This window comes from Paraburkholderia eburnea (assembly GCF_002917095.1).
Lineage (GTDB): Bacteria > Pseudomonadota > Gammaproteobacteria > Burkholderiales > Burkholderiaceae > Paraburkholderia > Paraburkholderia eburnea.
Genome location: NZ_PQGA01000021.1, coordinates 54,246 through 71,615, shown reverse-complemented (window position 1 = coordinate 71,615; position 17,370 = coordinate 54,246). Strand labels below are relative to the sequence as shown.

At 62.2% G+C, this 17,370-nt stretch carries 13 protein-coding genes; 7 read left to right on the top strand and 6 right to left on the bottom strand.

Annotated elements, in window-relative coordinates; genetic code table 11:
* Positions 1-508: 508 nt before the first annotated feature.
* Positions 509-1,411: a LysR family transcriptional regulator gene (locus B0G62_RS26370; RefSeq protein WP_103707118.1), complete on the bottom strand. Its 903-nt coding sequence runs from the start codon at positions 1,409-1,411 to the stop codon at positions 509-511.
* 104 nt (positions 1,412-1,515) lie between these two features.
* Here B0G62_RS26370 and B0G62_RS26365 point away from each other — a divergent pair, with 104 nt between their 5' ends.
* The 5 genes from B0G62_RS26365 to B0G62_RS26345 all read left to right on the top strand — a co-directional run bounded on the left by B0G62_RS26365 (position 1,516) and on the right by B0G62_RS26345 (position 6,327).
* Positions 1,516-2,718: an MFS transporter gene (locus B0G62_RS26365; RefSeq protein WP_103707117.1), complete on the top strand. Its 1,203-nt coding sequence runs from the start codon at positions 1,516-1,518 to the stop codon at positions 2,716-2,718.
* 73 nt (positions 2,719-2,791) lie between these two features.
* Complete coding sequence (gene dkgB, locus B0G62_RS26360; RefSeq protein WP_103707116.1) at positions 2,792-3,598, top strand: 2,5-didehydrogluconate reductase DkgB; 807 nt, start codon at positions 2,792-2,794, stop codon at positions 3,596-3,598.
* Positions 3,599-3,662: 64 nt separating this feature from the next.
* Positions 3,663-4,784: an alkene reductase gene (locus B0G62_RS26355; protein WP_103707115.1), complete on the top strand. Its 1,122-nt coding sequence runs from the start codon at positions 3,663-3,665 to the stop codon at positions 4,782-4,784.
* A 93-nt stretch (positions 4,785-4,877) separates the two neighbouring features.
* Entirely contained in the window at positions 4,878-5,909 is a 1,032-nt protein-coding gene (locus tag B0G62_RS26350) for an aldo/keto reductase (protein ID WP_103707114.1), read from the top strand.
* Entirely contained in the window at positions 5,896-6,327 is a 432-nt protein-coding gene (locus B0G62_RS26345; RefSeq protein WP_103707113.1) for an SRPBCC family protein, read from the top strand. The genes B0G62_RS26350 and B0G62_RS26345 overlap by 14 nt, the downstream gene beginning before the upstream one ends.
* A 51-nt stretch (positions 6,328-6,378) precedes the next feature.
* Here B0G62_RS26345 and B0G62_RS26340 read toward each other — a convergent pair whose 3' ends face one another.
* Complete coding sequence (locus B0G62_RS26340; RefSeq protein ID WP_103707112.1) at positions 6,379-7,329, bottom strand: LysR family transcriptional regulator; 951 nt, start codon at positions 7,327-7,329, stop codon at positions 6,379-6,381.
* 174 nt (positions 7,330-7,503) lie between these two features.
* On the opposite strand from B0G62_RS26340, the gene B0G62_RS26335 reads away from it, so the two are divergent.
* Entirely contained in the window at positions 7,504-8,673 is a 1,170-nt protein-coding gene (locus B0G62_RS26335) for a M20 aminoacylase family protein (RefSeq protein ID WP_103707111.1), read from the top strand.
* 109 nt (positions 8,674-8,782) lie between these two features.
* Positions 8,783-9,871, top strand: coding sequence for a porin (locus tag B0G62_RS26330; RefSeq protein WP_103707110.1), 1,089 nt, complete (start codon positions 8,783-8,785; stop codon positions 9,869-9,871).
* 217 nt (positions 9,872-10,088) lie between these two features.
* Here the strand turns inward: B0G62_RS26330 and B0G62_RS26325 are convergent, their stop codons facing one another.
* The 4 genes from B0G62_RS26325 to B0G62_RS32525 form a co-directional block, all read right to left on the bottom strand.
* Positions 10,089-11,288, bottom strand: a complete 1,200-nt coding sequence (locus B0G62_RS26325; protein WP_103707109.1) for an MFS transporter — start codon at positions 11,286-11,288, stop codon at positions 10,089-10,091.
* A gap of 474 nt (positions 11,289-11,762) precedes the next feature.
* Positions 11,763-13,127 (bottom strand): LLM class flavin-dependent oxidoreductase, encoded by a 1,365-nt coding sequence (locus B0G62_RS26320; protein WP_103707108.1) that lies wholly within the window; start codon positions 13,125-13,127, stop codon positions 11,763-11,765.
* 58 nt (positions 13,128-13,185) lie between these two features.
* Positions 13,186-14,421, bottom strand: coding sequence for an acyl-CoA dehydrogenase family protein (locus tag B0G62_RS26315; protein ID WP_103707107.1), 1,236 nt, complete (start codon positions 14,419-14,421; stop codon positions 13,186-13,188).
* Positions 14,422-15,098: 677 nt separating this feature from the next.
* Entirely contained in the window at positions 15,099-17,303 is a 2,205-nt protein-coding gene (locus B0G62_RS32525; RefSeq protein ID WP_146055364.1) for a multicopper oxidase domain-containing protein, read from the bottom strand.
* Between the last annotated feature and the right edge of the window lie 67 nt (positions 17,304-17,370).

Here is a 17,370-nt window from a genome sequence, read left to right as displayed (position 1 = left end):
ACGAAATGCTTAACAATAGGCCGAAGTGGCGACTCCTCCATAACGGCATATGCGTAACAGATCTTGAGACAGAATGATTCGCGACGATCGGACACCCTGGCTGACTTGCGAGGTAATCGCTGGTCGCCTCAATTCGAGGATGCCCAGCGCCGGTTGTGCATCGTGCCGCAAGTGCACCAGCAAGGCGTGACCGGGAAAATGAAAACAGCTGCGTCGTGCCCGCGCGCACGTTAATGGTGCATCGACTTTTTGCCGCCGACCATCAACACGATGTTGATGGCCTCACCCGGCGGAATATACGTGGACGCCGCCCATACATCCGGAAGGCCGGTCCAGCTTGTTTCTCGATGTCGCCGCTCAGGGCGAAGGTGCCGATCTCGGACGGCAGACGGTATTCGCCGCCCGCGTTGATCGTCGTATGCGGCGAGCGGGCAAACGAATTGCCCCCGGCCGTCGGCACATAATCGAATTTCGTATAGCGCGTGGACGGGCTGCATTCCAGTTCACGCTAACGCCCGAATTCCGTGCCGCTCACGGCCTCAAGCAGGTAGTCAACGAACGAGGCTATGCGCGCCGAAATCGCAGTGTTGCGATAGTAAACCGCGTTGATTGGCTGCCGGACGTCGTGGGTCTGACGCGAGAAAAGCGGCACCAGCGTCCCGTCGCGACGATCGCGCGCCGTCATGAAATCGGACAGGCACACAATGCCTGCTCCCGCCAACGCAAGCTGCCGAAGCGTTTCGCCGCTCGACGACCAGAGTGCCGGGGCGATCCGGTACAGCTCATTGTCGGGTCCCATAACGGGCCAGACATTGAGCGCCTCCGGCTGATTGAACCCCAGCAACGTATGCTTCGCCAGATCTTCGGTGCGCTTCGGGTGGCCATGAGCTTCCAGATACGCGGGACTCGCCAGAATGCGCAGGCGACTGCGGCCCACGGCCTTGCTGTGCAGCGTCGAGTCCTTCAGCGTGCCGATGCGGATGGCCACATCGGTGCGCCGCTCCAATAGATCGATGATCCCTTCGTTGCTGTTCAGCTCCAGCTCGACCTGTGGATAGCGCTCGCGGTAGCCCTGCACGACCGGCACGATCACATGAAGCATGAAGGGTGTGGCCGCATCCACCCGCAACCGTCCGGAAGGCCGTTCGCGGCGCGCGGCCATCTGCTCTTCCGCCCCTTCGACCGAGGCGATGATCGCCCTCGCATCGATCAGGAACGCACGGCCCTCCTCGGTCAGCTCCAGACGGCGCGTCGTGCGGCGCAGCAGCGTGGTCTTGAGCTTGTCCTCCAGCCTTCCGAGCGTGCGGCTCGTGGCCGAAATGGTGAGGCCGAGCTGCTCCGCGGCAGCGGTAATGGAGCCGGAATCGACAACGCTCACGAACGCCTGCAGTTCATCGAGGGTGACTTTCATTTTTTACTTAAAATCAAAAAATTTTGGTTTATACACGGGTTTTTAGTCAAAACTAAAGAGCGCACACTCCGTTCCGTCTTCAACGAAGCTCAGGACAGGATACGATGCCTCTCGCCCTTCTCGCGCTCACCATCAGCGCTTTTGCCATCGGCACGACCGAGTTCGTGATTGTCGGCCTGATGCCGACGATCTCGTCCGATCTCGGCATCGGCCTGCCGTCTGCTGGCCTCCTCGTCAGCATCTACGCGCTCAGCGTTGCCATTGGCGCGCCCTTGCTCACCGCGCTCACCGGCCGCGTTCCGCGCAAGCTGCTGCTCGTGGGACTCATGGCGCTTTTCACGATCGGCAATCTCGTCGCCTGGCGCGCCCCCAATTTCGAGTCGCTGATCGTGGCCCGCATTCTGACCGGCCTCGCGCACGGCGTCTTCTTCTCCGTCGGCTCGATCATCGCAACGACACTCGTTCCCAGGGACAGGGCCGCAAGCGCGATCGCGACCATGTTCAGCGGCATGACGGTCGCGTTCGTCGCAGGTATCCCGCTAGGTACGTTCATTGGTCAGCACTTCGGCTGGCGAGCCACGTTCCTCGTCGTCGCCGCGTTCGGCCTCATTGCATTTCTCGGCGCGCTGGCCTTCGTGCCCCGCCACCTCGCGCATACGCGTCCGGCGCCGCTGCTTCAGCAATTTCGCGTGCTCGCCCAGCCGCGTCTCGCGCTGGTCTATGCGATGACCGCCGTAGGTTATGGCGGATCGCTGATTGCCTTCACATTCATGGCGCCGCTGCTCGAACAGATCACCGGATTCTCGCCTTCGACGGTCAGCATGGTGCTCGTCGCCTATGGCCTGTCCGTGGCGGTCGGCAACGTATGGGGCGGCAAGCTCGCCGACCGCATCGGCCCGGTGCGGGCTCTCAAGCGCATTTTTCTCCTGCTCGCCCTCGTGCTGCTCGCCCTCACGTTCACGGTGCACAGCCCCTGGCTTGCCGTGCCCACCATGCTTTGCTGGGGCGCCGTGGCGTTCGGCAACGTGCCGGGCCTGCAGGTGTACGTCGTCAAGCAGGCACGCCACTTCGCGCCGGAAGCCGCCGACGTTGCATCGGGCTTCAACATCGCCGCGTTCAATATCGGCGTCGCAGGCGGCTCGTCGCTGGGCGGGCTGATTGTGGCGCACATCGGCCTCGGGCATACGCCGTGGATCGCCGCTGTCGTGACACTCGGCGCATTCGCGCTCACCGCGCTCAGCGGCCGCTTCGACCAGCGCGACGGCCTGCCCGAGCGTACCGCCGAGCCCGTGGCAGTCACGCACTGAGCCCCTGCTTCGTTTTCGAAAATCGCCAGTGAAGTTCTCCTCCCATTTCCATCGACATACTGGAGCCATCCGCATGAACCCCATTCCCGCATTCGGCCTGGGAACCTTCCGCCTGCAAGGCCAGGTCGTCATCGACTCGGTGCGCAACGGCCTGGAAGCTGGCTACCGCGCAATCGACACCGCACAGATCTACGGCAACGAAGCCGAAGTGGGCGAAGCACTCGCCGCCTCGGGCGTCGCGCGCAAGGAGCTCTTCCTGACCACCAAGATCTGGGTCGATAACTATTCCCGCGAAAAACTGATTCCGAGCCTCAAGGACAGCCTCAAGAAACTGCGCACCGACGAAGTCGATCTCACCTTGATCCACTGGCCCGCGCCCAACAACGGCGTCTCGCTCGAAGAATTCATGAGCGCGCTCGCCGAGGCGAAGTCGCAAGGCCTCACGAAGCAGATCGGCGTCTCGAACTTCAACATCGAGCTCACGAAGCAGGCGATCGCCGTGGTCGGCAAGGAAAACATCGCAACCAATCAGATCGAACTGAGCCCGTATCTGCAGAACCGCAAGCTCGTTGCGTTCCTCGCGCAGGAAGGCATTCACGTCACGTCGTACATGACGCTCGCCTACGGCAAGGTACTCGGCGATCCGGTCATCCGCGCGATCGCCGAACGCCGCCACGCGACGCCGGCACAGGTGGCGCTCGCATGGGCGCTGCGTCTCGGCTACTCGGTCATTCCTTCGTCGACGAAGCGCGAAAACCTCGCGAGTAACCTGCTCGCCCAATCGCTGCAACTGGCCGACGAAGACATGACTGACATCGCGGCACTCGAACGCAATGGCCGCGAAGTCAGCCCCGAAGGTCTCGCCGCGCAGTGGGACTAGTCAACACAAACGCATTTCGAACGTTCACGGCGCATGCGCCGTGAACCTGAACAGGAAATACATCATGAAACATGATCCGCTTTTCCAGCCGCTGCAGCTAGGCGCACTGACGCTGCCCAACCGCATCGTGATGCCGCCGATGACGCGCTCGCGCGCGAGCCAGCCCGGCGACGAAGCCAATGACCTGATGGCTCAATACTACGCACAGCGCGCCGACGCCGGGCTCATCGTCAGCGAGGGCACGTACATCGCGCCGCTCGGCAAAGGCTATGCGTGGACGCCCGGCATTCATACCGCGCCCCAGGTCGAAGGATGGCGCAAGGTGACGGATGCGGTTCATGCCAGGGGCGGCCGAATCTTCGCGCAGCTCTGGCACGTTGGCCGGCTGAGCCACACGAGCCTGCTCGGCGGCCAGCAACCGGTGTCGTCCTCGGCGCTTCAGGCGCAAGGCGTGAACGTGTTCATCGCCGGTGAAAATGACGGCGTGCCGGGTTTCGTTCAGGCATCCGAACCACGTGCGCTCGGCATCGACGAGATTCGCGAAGTCGTGAGCCAGTACCGCGCGGCGGCGCGCAATGCGATCGAGGCGGGCTTCGACGGTGTCGAACTGCACGCGGCGAACGGCTATCTCGTCAATCAGTTCATCGACTCCAACGCGAACACGCGCACCGACGAATATGGCGGCTCGCTCGAAAACCGTCTGCGCTTTCTCGGCGAAGTGGCACGCGCGCTCATCGAAGGCACGGGTGACGCGCGACGCGTCGGCATCCGCCTCGCACCGCTCACGACGCTGAACGGCTGCGTGGACGCCGATCCGGAGACGACCTATCTTGCGGCGGCCAGACTGCTCGGCGAGATCGGCGTGGCCTACATTCACATCGCGGAAGCCGACTGGGACGACGCGCCTCACATGCCGCTCGAATTCAAGCGCAGGCTGCGTGCCGCCTATCCCGGCGTCCTGATCTATGCAGGCCGCTATACGGGCGAACGCGCACGCGACGCCATCGAGAACGGCTGGGCCGATCTCATCGCCTTCGGCCGCCCGTTCGTCGCCAACCCCGACCTCGTGCAACGTCTGCATGTGGACGCACCGCTTGCGCAGCACGAGCGCGAAACGCTGTTCGGCGGCGGCGCGAAAGGCCTGATCGACTACCCTCTGCTCGACGGCGCCGCGGCTGCGGCCTGAGCGGCACGCAGGGACACACTGCAACTCATGGGTCCGACGAAATCGGCCTCATGAGGCCAGATGACCTGACCTGAAACATTTGAAGGAGCACTCATGCGCATCACCATTCCCTCGCGGATCGGCTTCGGAACGGCCCCGCTCGGCAACATGTATCGCGACATCCCTGAGGAAGAAGCGATCGCCACGGTTCAGGCCGCCTGGGATAGCGGCATTCGATACTTCGACGGAGCCCCGCTCTACGGTGCGGGGCTTGCGGAACTGCGCCTCGGCCAGGCGCTCGCCGGCTATCCGCGGGGCGAGTACGTCCTCGGCACCAAAGTGGGCCGCCTCATTCTGGACGAGGCCGAATCCACCACGGCGCGCGATCTGGGCGAAAAGGGCGGCCTCTTCGAGCACGGCCTGCCCAACCGCATCGTCTATGACTACAGCGCGGACGGCACGCTGCGCTCGATCGAGGACAGCCTCAAGCGCCTGCGCACGAACTATCTGGACTATGTTTGGATTCATGATCCGGCCGTGGATTTCCACGGCGACGCGTGGCGCAACGTGTTCGATACGGCCATGACGGGCGCGGCCAGGGTGCTCACCCGTTTGCGCGAAGAAGGCGTAATCAAGGGATGGGGACTCGGCGTCAATCGCATCGAGCCATGCGAGCTGGCGCTCGATCGCGCCGACCCCGACGGCTTCCTGCTCGCCGGACGCTACACGCTGCTCGACCACGCAAACGCGCTGGAAAAGCTGATGCCGGCAGCGCAGCAGCGCGGGCTGGGGATTATCGTTGGTGGTCCTTATAATTCCGGCGTGCTCGCCGGCGGTTCGCACTACGAGTACCAGAAAGCGTCGCAAGCCATGCTCGACCGCGTGGCGCAAATCAAGGCGATCTGTGCGCGTTTCGGCGTGGATATCCGCGCGGCCGCGCTGGCGTTCCCGCTTGCGCATGGTGCGGTGGCGGGCGTCATTCCCGGTGCGAGCCGCCCGGCGCGCATTGGAGAGAATCGCGCGCTCGCCAATAGCCCTATTCCCGCCGAGCTGTGGGCGGAACTGAAATCGGCCGGCGTCATCAGCGCCAACGCGCCGACACCGGCAGAACGGAATCGAGAAGGCAATGAGTATGGCAAGCGTTAATATATCCGTCGATATGGCCGCGCCCGTCGAGTGGGTCTGGGCCAAACTCGGTGATTTCAACGGGCTGCCCGGCTGGCTCGAATTCATCCGTTCCTCGCGCCTGTCGAACGGCGGCCGGCTGCGGCATCTGGAAACGATCGACGGCAAACTCATCGTCGAGGAACGGCTTGAGCATAACGATGCGCACAGGATGTACCGATACTCGATCGTGGATGGACCCGATCCGGTGACAGGCTACACGGCCACGCTCTGCGCACGGCAACGCGATGCGGACAGTACGACCGTCACGTGGTCGAGCCGCTTCGAGCCGTTGGACGCGCAAAACGCGGCGGCGCTGGTCGGGCATTACGAGGTGCTGTATCGTGCTGGGCTCGATCGTCTCAAGGTGCTCGTCGAATCACAAGGCTCGGCGCGTTGACGCGCATGGCGGACTGGCTCGCCTACGCGCGGGCCAGAAAACCCGTTTCGGTCAAATAAGAAGCTTAAGCGCATCGAAAAGCACGGTGTCTTCCCGGCGAGAGGACCTGGCCCGTTGCCGGATAACCTCCACAAGGCACTCGATAAAGCAGCGCGCGGACGCACTCGACACGGCATTCCTGCGCTTGATGATGCCGACTGTTTTCGGCTGCAACGCTTCTTTTAACTCCAGCCTGACAAGCGGTGTACCAGGGCCACTTATGATAAGCGGGGCTGGACAAGGTCCAATCATGTCAGCGTGTCCGATCAGGTCAAACAGGAAAGACGCCGAATGAGCGCAATGCAGCCGCCTTGGCTCGATATCGAAACCATGCTGCCAGAACAAATCCTGCATTTGCGCAGGATAGGTTGAGACGGTGAAGTTCACCGCCCAGTTCATTGCAAGCAGTTCGCCGATGGAGCGCGCATCGACGGCGGGGTGATCCGGACGCGCCACAACGTACGTATTGAACGACACGAGCGGTTCATTCTCGAACTCCTGCTCGGGCATGGCAGGAATCAGTGGAACGACAGCGAAGTCCAGCGCGCCGTCACGCAGGCGCGGCAGCGCGACCGCCGAAAGTCCTTCGAACAGTTCGACCTGCACATCGGGCATTTTCGTGCGAAACCGTTCGAGCGTCGCCGGCACAAATGCCCGCATCACCCATGGCGTGACCGCTATGGAAAGCTGGCCAATGTGCTCGCCACGCATCTCGGCCATTTCTTCTTCGGCCCGCTGCAACTGTCCGATTACCTGACGTGCGTGAGAGAGCAGCTTTTGGCCCGCTTCGGTAAAAGTGACCCCGCTCGCGGCGCGCATGAGCAACGTCATACGCTGCGTATTTTCGAGCTCGCGCAGTGCCTTGCTCACTGCGGTCTGTGAAATGGCGATCAGGCGCGCGGCCGCTCGAATGCTCCCCGTATCGGCCACCGCGACTAGCGCCTCGAGGTGATGAAGTTTCATGGCTGCTCAATCGCGTCAAAAGGGGGAAGTTGGCGAAATATAAATGAAAGTATTGGTGAAAACCAATGGTTTTCAGGATAACACTTTTGAGTCTTCCCTCCAAAATTCCGGCTCCCTACCATCCTGCCGAATGACGCCCCTGCGGGCGCAAGCACAAGTCATGAGGAGATGCAGATGGAGTTCGACACGGTTCCTCGCGGGATGCGAGAAATCCAGGATGAAATGATCGCGATTCGACGCCGGATTCACGCGATGCCGGAACTGGGTTTCGAAGAAATTCAAACTGGCAATCTGGTGGCGTCGTGCCTTGAGAAATGGGGTTATCGCGTCCATCGAGGTCTGGGCCGCACCGGCGTAGTCGGAACCTTGAAAAATGGCGAAGGACCGTCTCTTGCGCTGCGCGCGGACATGGACGCGCTACCGATCCAGGAGGAATCGGCGCTCCCTTACGCCAGCGCCATCGCCGGGAAAATGCATGCCTGCGGACACGACGGGCACACAGCCATCCTTCTGGCTGCGGCACGCTATCTGGCGGAGCATCGTCAATTCAAAGGCACGCTGCACCTCGTATTTCAACCCGCCGAAGAAGGGTTGGGTGGCGCGAAGGCGATGCTCGACGATGGGTTATTCGAGCTCTTTCCGTGCGATGCAATATTCGCACTCCATAATATGCCGGGCTTGCCAGCGGGGAAATTTGGCTTCGTTTCCGGCCCCTGCCTCGCTTCGTCCGATACGGTTACGATCCGCGTCTACGGTCACGGCGGACATGGCGCAATGCCCCATGTGGCAGTGGATCCTGTCGTCGTCTGTGCGTCACTCGTGATGGCTCTGCAGAGCATTGTGTCGCGCAACGTCAACCCGCTCGACAGTGCAATCGTCACCGTCGGCGAAATCCGCTCCGGCGACGCGCCCAATGTCATTCCCGACATGGCGCAGATGCGGCTTTCAGTGCGCGCCTTCAATCCCGAGGTGCGATCGCTGCTCGAACGTCGCATTACCGATTTGACGGAATCACACGCGAAGAGCTTTGGCGCGCGCGCAGAAGTCGATTACCAGCGGCGCTATCCCGTGCTCGTCAACCACGAGGCACAGACAGCACTGGCGCGCGAGGTCGCGCTCAACTGGCTCGGCGAGGACGGCCTCGTCCCGAACATGCGTCCGGTCACGGCGAGCGAGGACTTTGCCTTCCTTCTGGAAAAGAAGCCAGGCTGCTATCTGTTCATTGGCAATGGTGACGGCGAAGGCGGGTGCATGGTGCACAACCCGCGATACGACTTCAACGACGCCTGCCTGCCCGTGGCCGCGACTTACTGGGTCAAACTGGTCGAGCGCTTTCTCGGCTGAGGCGCGCTGCTTCCATCCTCGCCCGTCATGTTGCGCCGCGTAGTCATCGCTTCCGTAGCAGGAATTGCCCGCACGTAATACATAACAACGTTCGAACCTGGAGATTCAATTGAAGAAGTATGCGCGCATCTGTCTGAGCGCCCTCGCGCTCATGGGCTCGTTGACCGCCTATGCACAATCTTCTGTCACGCTTTACGGCAGTATCGACAACGGCATTACCTACGTGAATAATCAGGGCGGCAAATCGGTACTGATGGAGCAAGGCGGCGTCAGCAAGGTAAACACACTCGGATTCTCGGGTGTCGAGGATCTCGGAGCAGGCCGCAGCGCGCTTTTCAAGCTCGAAAATGGCTATTCCTCGACCGCAGGCACGCTGGGGCAAGGGGGACTGCTGTTCGGCAAGCAGGCGTATGTAGGACTGCGCGATAGTAGCATCGGGGAAATCACACTCGGCCGACAATACGACTTTACCGTGCAGCTCGAACCCTATATGCCTTGTCTTGGCTGCGGCATATACGCGGTCCAGAATGCCGATCTCGACCGCATTGCCGGCGAGCGGCTTAATAATGCCGTGCGCTTTTATAGCGCGTCTTTCACCGGATTCTCGTTCGGGGGCATCTACTCGTTCGCGCAAAACAGCGGTAGTTTAAGCACCAACGAAGGTCGGGCGTACAGCGCGATAGCAAAGTTCGAGCATGGCGCCTTCTCGTCCATGGCTGTCGTCACCGATATCAACAATGCGCCAATTGCGGTCGGCAGTCTGGGCGTCACGCAATTCCTCGGTCAAAACGTGGTGCCGGGGCAATCCGGCATCATCGTCGACAACCAGCGCGTCGTCTCGGTTGGCGCGCTTTACCATCTCGGTAAATGGACACCATCGTTCACGTACTCCAACACGCGATTGTCGAACAATGGTCTCGCCGCCACTGATCAGGTCTTGCGAGTGGGCACGACCTTTATGCCGCTCCCCACACTTACACTAGCCGGCCAATTGGCATTCGACCGCTTCGAATCATCGCGGTGGGAACAGATCAACCTTGGCGCCGATTATTTCCTTTCCGCTCGCACGGACGTCTACGTTGACGCCGCGGCGCAACGCGCCAGTGGTCCGGGGACCGTCGCTTCAGTGTTCCTGATCGGGCAGTCGTCAACTACAAATCAGATGGTATTTCGCGTTGGCATGAAACATCTCTTCTGATCGCAGCTTGTCGCAGCCCCCTTCCCGCCGAGCAGGCATCACCGAAACGTCGCCTTCTTCTGTACGACTTTTAACCTTCACGACGGCGTTTCGGTCAATCAATATCATGCGGCAAAGTTTTCTTCGCTCACGCTGAATTAGCGTTACGCACACAGCGAACGGAATCAACCGTAAATCGCGTCGGCGGGCCGCCTCGTGGCGCCCCGCCCGATTGTGTTCAACTGGTCGCGGGCTCGTCGATCCGGCGCGGATGGCCGCCGGTCAGTGCGAGTGTCAGGATCGAAAGCGCGGCGAGTCCCACGCCGAAGAACAGGGCGTTGAAGAGACCGAAGCCATCGACGATCCTGCCGCCGAGGAACGAACCCAGTGCAATCGAGATCTGGAAGTTGGCGACGAAAAGCGCCATGCCGCCTTCCCGCACTTCGCGGGTTGCCTGGGCCATCCACATCTGCAGCGCGACGGGTAGCGCACCATACGCGGTTCCCCACGCAGCCAGCGCGACCAGCACCCACGGCCGGCTCGCGCCGAGGGCCGGAAGCATGGCGAGCGGCAAGGCGATAAACAGGATGCTTCCGATCAAGGTCGCCCTGACGTTCCGTTGCGCCGCTGAACCGCCGATGAAATTGCCCAGCAGACCGATGAACGTATAGCCGAGCAGCAGCAGCGAGATGACCTTGCCGCCAAAACCCGACACCGTGGCGAGGAACGGGGTGATATAGGTATAGGTCGCAAACTGCCCGCACAGCGCCAGCGTCATCGCGATCAGCCCGATGCGAGCCGGCCGGGTACCGAAGATGCCGAGCAGATCGCGAGCACCGACCCGATGGGTGACGTGCAGGGACGGCAACGCAACCCACTGGGCCAGCAGCGCCGCAACGGACAGCGCGAGCGCGGCGCCAAACGCGGCACGCCAGCCCGCCAACTCCCCGATCAGCGCCCCGGCCGGGCCGCCGATCAGCATACCGAGCGAGACGCCCGCGAAGATCAGCGACGTGGCCCGGCCGACCTGCTCTTCCGGCACCAACCGTGAGCCGAGGCCCACGCTGATCGCCCAGAATCCGCCGATCCCGAAGCCGAACAGCGCACGCGCCGCGATGAGAATCGTGAAATTCGGCGCCAGCATGGCTGTCAGATTCGCGATCACGAGCAGCAGGCCGAGGCCCAGCAGCACGCGTCGGCGGTCGAAACGCCCGACCGCTACAGTCAAAAGCGGCGCGGCGATGGCGGCCAGCAGTCCGGGTGCCGTGACCATAATGCCGGCGGTCCCTTCGCTGACGCCCAGTCCCTGGCTGATATAGCGCAGTAGCCCGACGGGCAGAAATTCAGTTGTACAGAACACAGTCGCGCTGAGTGCGACCGAAAGAACCGCGAGCCAGTTTCGCGTGCGCGGGGGCTGGATTGAGGGGGTTTGCGTCATGATGTATTCCGGAGCGTGAGCCGTGCTGGGTTGCGGAAAGGAGTATCGCGATCAATGCGCCTGAAGCATCGAGCCGCCGTCCAGATTGAACGTCGTGCCCGTTGTCTATCTGAGGTGGGAGACGGCTTCGTGCGACTGATGGAATCGAACGATAGTTGGCGCTTGCCCGGCCGAAAAAGACTTTGTAAGTTGGACGCCATACCTGGCAGGCATGGCTCCCCGTCAAGGCCCACGCGCGTGGAACGGGTCATTCGCGTTATTTTTTTGCTCTGCCAGAAGAGGACTGCCTGACTGCCTTGAGCCAGGCTAAAGCCGCGAACTGATCAGCCGGGCTGCCGGGATGGGTGTCCGAGTCTTCGAACAGGCCAAGATACCGTCGAATAGTTGGTTGAAAGCGCGTGCGGCGTCCGCTGCTGGAAGCAGGACTACACCGTTAAGCGAGGCGCCTGAAGCACCGCCCGCATATTCCCCACGTCAGGTGCGCTCAAGCTCCGTGCCAGTCGCGCCCACGCGCACACCCGGCCGTTCGAGACCGAGATGCGAACGCAAGGTGTTACCTTCGTATTCGGTTCGAAAGAGGCCGCGCCGCTGCAGGATCGGCACCACGCCGTTCACGAACGCCTCCAGCCCGTCAGGCAGCGCGTCGGGCATGAGGTTGAAGCCATCGGCTGCCTCGCCCTTGAACCAGTGCTCGATATCGTCGGCGATCTGCTCAGGCGTGCCAACAATCACCCGATGCCCGCCGCCGCCCGCGAGCGTGCGGATCAACTCGCGTACCGTGTGGCCGCCACGCCGCGCCTCGGCAAGCGTGGCATGAAAGAACGTATGGTTGCCATTGCCGCCGTTGGGCAGCGCAAGGTTCTCCGGCAGGCGCGCGTCGAGGTCGAGCCGATCTGGCGAAATCCCGAGGATGCCGGCCAGTCGCGCGAGGCTGTAGCGCCAGGGGATCTGATCGACGAGTTCGTCGCGGCGTCTCAGCGCCTGGGCCTCGGTCGCGCCGATGATGGTCGTGAGGCCGGCGAGCACCTGCACGCCTCGCAGGCGCCCGTAGGCCGCGGCGCGCGCATTGAGATCGCGCCGGTACGCCGCCGATTCCTCGAACGATTGCGACGCGGAAAAAACGGCCTCCGCATGGCGTGCCGCAAGATCGCGGCCGTCCCCCGAACCACCCGCCTGCACGAGCACAGGATGACCCTGCGGCGGACGCGGAAGATTCAGCGGTCCCTGCACCTTGAAAAAGCGCCCCTCGTGAGCGACAGGCCGGACCTTCGCCACGTCGATGAAGCGGCCGCTCGCCTTGTCGCCAATAAAGGCGTCGTCATCCCAGCTATCCCAGAGGGCCTTGACCAGCTCCGTGAACTCCGCCGCGCGAGCGTAGCGCTGCGCGTGATCGGGCACCGCGTCGTGGCCAAAATTGCGCGCGGACGGCAGATCGGCCGTCGTCACGACATTCCAGCCCGCGCGCCCGTGACTCACATGGTCGAGCGTGGCGAAGCGCCGCGCGATGTTGTACGGCTCGTTATAGCTCGTCGATGCCGTCCCGATCACGCCGATGTGCGTGGTCGCCGCGGCGATGCTGGCCAGCAGCACCGTGGGTTCGAGTGCCGTGATAGGGCGGAAGTCGATCTGGTCGATGATCGCTGCGTTGTCGGCGAGAAAGACGGCATCGAACTTCGCGCTTTCGGCCAGTCGCGCGACCCGAACATAGTGCTCGACGTCCACGAATGCGCGAGGATCGGCATCGTCAAGACGCCACGCCGACGGCACAAAACCCGAATGCAGGATATTGACGTTCAAATGCAGGCGGCGCGGCGCCTCGGTCGCCGGAGTTCGGCTCATCTCGCGGATACTCCCCGGATCAAGGACAGCGCGGCCAGGACAGGCCGCGCGCGGGTCTTCAGAATACGCGGCCTTCGGTGAGGTGCGTCGTCACGCCGTTCAGGTCATAGTCACCCACCACGCGCGCCTTGTGCAGCAGCGGGTTGTGACTGAAGATCGTGCGCAGGTTGCGCCAGTGCCGGTCGAAATTGTGCGCACGCGAGGTCGCGGACGCGCCGCCCGCCTCGAACAGGCGTTCGCCGGCCTCCAGCGCCAGCTTGCTCACCACGAGTTGCGTGCGCGCCGTCGCCAGCGCGCCTTCGAGCACGAGTGAGTCCGCGTCTGGCGCACCCGAGCGGATCGCTTGTGCCGATCGATCGAGCACGCGGGCGTTTTCGCGCACCAGTGCATCAATCGCATGACTATGCGCGGACAGCGTGCCGACGACCTGCTGAATGAACGCATCCTCGCGCGCCGAGGGCGCCGGGCTGTGCAGCACGGGGCGCCCATGTTCCAGCACATAGCGCCTCGCATCCGCCACCACGTTACGGACGATGCCTGCCGCCACCGCGACCAGATGGAGTTGGCGCAGCGCACCGCCGTGACGCCCCGCGAGCGTGCTCAGGCCGCGTTCCGTGATCTCGTCGGCGCGCACCAGCAGGTTCTCGAACACCAGACTGCCGCTCGCCGTCATGCGCTGCCCCATGCCGTCCCAGTCGTCGAGCACCGTAAGGCCCTCGCGGCCGACCGGCACGATCACCACCACAGGCTGGCCCTCGTCGTTCAGCACACCCACGCGCGCGTAGTCTGAGAAGGCCGTGCCGGTCGAATAGTATTTGCGGCCATCGAGCCGATAATGCTCGCCGTCGCGCCTGAGCGCCGTGGTGTACTCGCCCGGGCGCGACGTACCCCGTTCGGTCGAGGCGCCGCCAAAGATGGCGCCGTCGATCACGCGCTGGATCTGCAAATCGTTGAACGGCGTGCGAGCCGAGAGCAGCAGTGCTTCGGTCTGATCGAAGTGAATGCGCAGCGCGTGCGCGAGATTGCTGTCGGCCGCCGCGAGGGCCGTGATCACCTCGAATTCGTCCAGCAGCGAGCCGCCCAGTCCGCCCCACTCCACCGGCAACCTGAGGCGCCCCAGCCCCGAGCGCCGGAACGCTTCGAAGCCCTCGAAGGGCAATTCGCGGCGCCCTTCGCGCCCGGCGGCGTCTTTGCCAATCGTCTGCACGAGCGAGGGCAAATCGGCGAGCGCATCCTGCAACGTGGCATTGGCCGCGCGATCGCGCAGCGGGAGTTCAGCGGGAAGAGCGGACATCCAGTTTTCCTTTTTCCAGACCCGCGAATGACGTTGATTCCCGGGCAACCGCACGGCGTTTCGGCAAAGGAAAAAGTATAGGGAGCGTATTGCCCGCGACTAACCACAGAATTCGAATTTTGTTATTCGCACATCTGCATTAGCGTGTATGCCCTACCGCCCGCGCGGCACGGCAGAGCGCAAAAACAGCGAAGATCCGCAAGCTGAAATCGCTTTCAGGCAAGCTTCTCATGCAACCGTGCAAGCCACCAACGCCACATTGGCACCTGATAAGGCGGCCGGTGAGTTGTATCGGTTATACAGGTTACGATCTCCACGTATTTCCCGGACACCATCCCGAATCTTGCCTTGGGAATGTCATCGCTGCTCCATTGGCACAACCAGCTATTTGCGTCATGAACTGCGCAGAACGAAAGCTCACGCCGCACACCAGGATCGTCCATCGTCCAGTACGACACGGAATGCTGATCGACCGAAACCTCGTACGTGAAAGGGAGATACGTCTTTTCCTTGCCACGGCAGACGCCGCTCACCGGTGCCCCGTCACAGGACAACATATAGACCGTAACCTCATTTTCGAGCGGAGTACGGCCGGATGTCCCGACGGGAAGGACGCAACATATCGCGGCCACCAGATTCAGACGCGCCGATAGAACGGAGTACATATCAACCCACCTTCAATTCGTCACGCGATACGGCCGCATCATTTCATTGTCTTCATGGGTGAGGACGTGACAGTGCCAGACGTAGTATCCCTGCGTCGGATCGAACTCGTACAGATTCTGTCCCGCGTCGGACTGGTTGGCGGTGACAGGAACGCCCGAAGGTGTCCATCGCACAAGAATTCTGAGGACCTGTCCCGCATGCGCATCCGCCGTGTCCTTCCAGCCCGATTCCGCAGGCGTTGGCGGGATGGTGGCGCCTTCCAGATAGCCGCTGAAGGGCAGATTGCCGCCAAGCGCACCGTCCTTGTTGGGCGTCGCGTAGTCGAGGGGAGGGCCATAGTCGGCGCAGTACTTGCCAGCCGTGCATCCCGTCGGCAGAGGCGTCGGATTGCTGCCTGCCGCACCGAAGGCTTTATTCCAGTCCGCCAGATATTGAGTTGTGTTGATGGCCTGACGATTGAGAACCTGGAACTGCGTCAGATGGAGATGAACCGGGTGACTGGCGCCAGCCATCGTCGACAGATAAACGATTTCCCACATTTCCGTCGACCCCACGCGTGGCAGTTCGCTGATGCCATCGCTCGGGAAATCGTGGGCGATGCCCGGCGACTCCAGGCCGTTCCATGTGGTGTTATTGACATACTCCTTGATATCCGTTGGAACGGGACCACCAGACGTCTCGACGTGATCGTAGAGGACCATCTGCCTGACCCGATCGACTTTGACCCCAGGGAGCACATTGCCATTGCCATCGGTCAGATGAGCCAGCGGGGTTTTCCTGGCGCAACGTCCAGACGCCGCGTCCGGATTGGCGGGATCGCAACTGGTATCAGGCGTCGATGCCGACGCCGCGACCCGGAATTGCATGATATCGGGCAGTTGGACGTCCTGGCCGGGCTGTGAATTTGTCAGTTCGATCGTCTGGCCGGCGAAATTGGAGAAGTCAACGATGATGTCGGCCCGCTCACCCGGCGACACGGGTAGTCCCCCGGAGGCACCGCCCGAAGCAGCCGCAAGGGGAACGGGTTTGTCGAAATAGTTGTCGTCCGCGCCGACCAGATAGACAGGGACGTTGCCAAAGACAAATGTATATCCGCGATTCAGGCTGCCGTTCAGGATATGCAGGCGGTAGCGTCGCGGCTCGACATTCAGGAAAGGGAACGCCGCCCCATTCACGACCGCGACATCACCCTCGAAAATGGGACTCCAAAATGGGTGATCGAGGGAAGCCTGCTGCGTGGGCAAGTAGAGCTGACCGCTCGTGTCGAACATGCGATCCTGTACTGCCATTTCGATTTCGTCGGGACCATCCGGATATCCCTGCGGCTCTGTGGCGGGGTCCTTGAGAAAATAGAAACCCGCGAGCCCCGCGTAGACGTTCAGACGCGTGACGCCCAGAGCATGATCATGGAACCATAGCGTGCCGGGTTCCTGCGAATTGGGATAGTCATAGATCGCCGTGCCAGGAGCAGGGCTACCGATCGTGTGGAAGTCTGTGCCTTTCAGTCCGTTTGGTGTGAACCACGAATCTGGATCGCCGTCGTAGGCGGCGGGAATTTCAGCGCCATGCAAGTGCACGGTAGCGGGCACTGGGCCGATGTAGTTCTGCTTACACGACGAACTAACGCCGGCGCTCTGCATCTGCATCGCGCAACCGCCCTTCAACGGATCAGCCCAATGCACGGTCTGATCGAATGGCAGTTCTCCTTGCACCAGTCCAGGGCCAGTCGGATGCTGCGGATCGAAGCTCGGTAGTTTATTGACGTATGTGGCTTCGGTCGCCGTGCCGCGCTGGGCGACAATGGTGACCGCCGGCCAGTGCGCCGGGCCAAGCACTTCACCGGTGCTGGAATCAGCAGTCTGATATGCCCAGATACGTGTTTGACCCAACGTAACGCCTGCGCCGCATTTAGCGTAGGAACCCGGTGGCAGCACCTGCTGGTTGGTCTCCAGCATGGTTACGGTCAGGTTGGGGTGGGCGGCCGCATCCACGCGCGGTATCGAGCCTGCTGGTCCGAACACCGGCAGGCTGATCGCGAACTTCGTGAAGCAACTCCCGTCCAGTTTCGTCTGCACGACAACAGTGGGAGCGCTATCCACATCGCTATGGCAGCCATGCGCGAGGAGAATCGACGACAAAGCGGCAGCAATCAGAGCGATCATCCCTGGTCGAGACCTGGTTGCCGGCTTGCGATGATCCGCTGCATCGTGGGACATGGTATCTCTCCTTCACACCCTGTTTCCCTGCTGGAGATGACTAACCGCCGAAGTGCGCTCATGGGTT

What these genes read in the sequence shown, in the direction of transcription:
- B0G62_RS26370 (WP_103707118.1), bottom strand. Translation starts at nt 1,411, where the DNA reads ATGAAAGTCACCCTCGATGAACTGCAGGCGTTCGTGAGCGTTGTCGAT.
- B0G62_RS26365 (WP_103707117.1), top strand. Translation starts at nt 1,516, where the DNA reads ATGCCTCTCGCCCTTCTCGCGCTCACCATCAGCGCTTTTGCCATCGGC.
- dkgB (WP_103707116.1), top strand. Translation starts at nt 2,792, where the DNA reads ATGAACCCCATTCCCGCATTCGGCCTGGGAACCTTCCGCCTGCAAGGC.
- B0G62_RS26355 (WP_103707115.1), top strand. Translation starts at nt 3,663, where the DNA reads ATGAAACATGATCCGCTTTTCCAGCCGCTGCAGCTAGGCGCACTGACG.
- B0G62_RS26350 (WP_103707114.1), top strand. Translation starts at nt 4,878, where the DNA reads ATGCGCATCACCATTCCCTCGCGGATCGGCTTCGGAACGGCCCCGCTC.
- B0G62_RS26345 (WP_103707113.1), top strand. Translation starts at nt 5,896, where the DNA reads ATGGCAAGCGTTAATATATCCGTCGATATGGCCGCGCCCGTCGAGTGG.
- B0G62_RS26340 (WP_103707112.1), bottom strand. Translation starts at nt 7,329, where the DNA reads ATGAAACTTCATCACCTCGAGGCGCTAGTCGCGGTGGCCGATACGGGG.
- B0G62_RS26335 (WP_103707111.1), top strand. Translation starts at nt 7,504, where the DNA reads ATGGAGTTCGACACGGTTCCTCGCGGGATGCGAGAAATCCAGGATGAA.
- B0G62_RS26325 (WP_103707109.1), bottom strand. Translation starts at nt 11,288, where the DNA reads ATGACGCAAACCCCCTCAATCCAGCCCCCGCGCACGCGAAACTGGCTC.
- B0G62_RS26320 (WP_103707108.1), bottom strand. Translation starts at nt 13,127, where the DNA reads ATGAGCCGAACTCCGGCGACCGAGGCGCCGCGCCGCCTGCATTTGAAC.
- B0G62_RS26315 (WP_103707107.1), bottom strand. Translation starts at nt 14,421, where the DNA reads ATGTCCGCTCTTCCCGCTGAACTCCCGCTGCGCGATCGCGCGGCCAAT.
- B0G62_RS32525 (WP_146055364.1), bottom strand. Translation starts at nt 17,303, where the DNA reads ATGTCCCACGATGCAGCGGATCATCGCAAGCCGGCAACCAGGTCTCGA.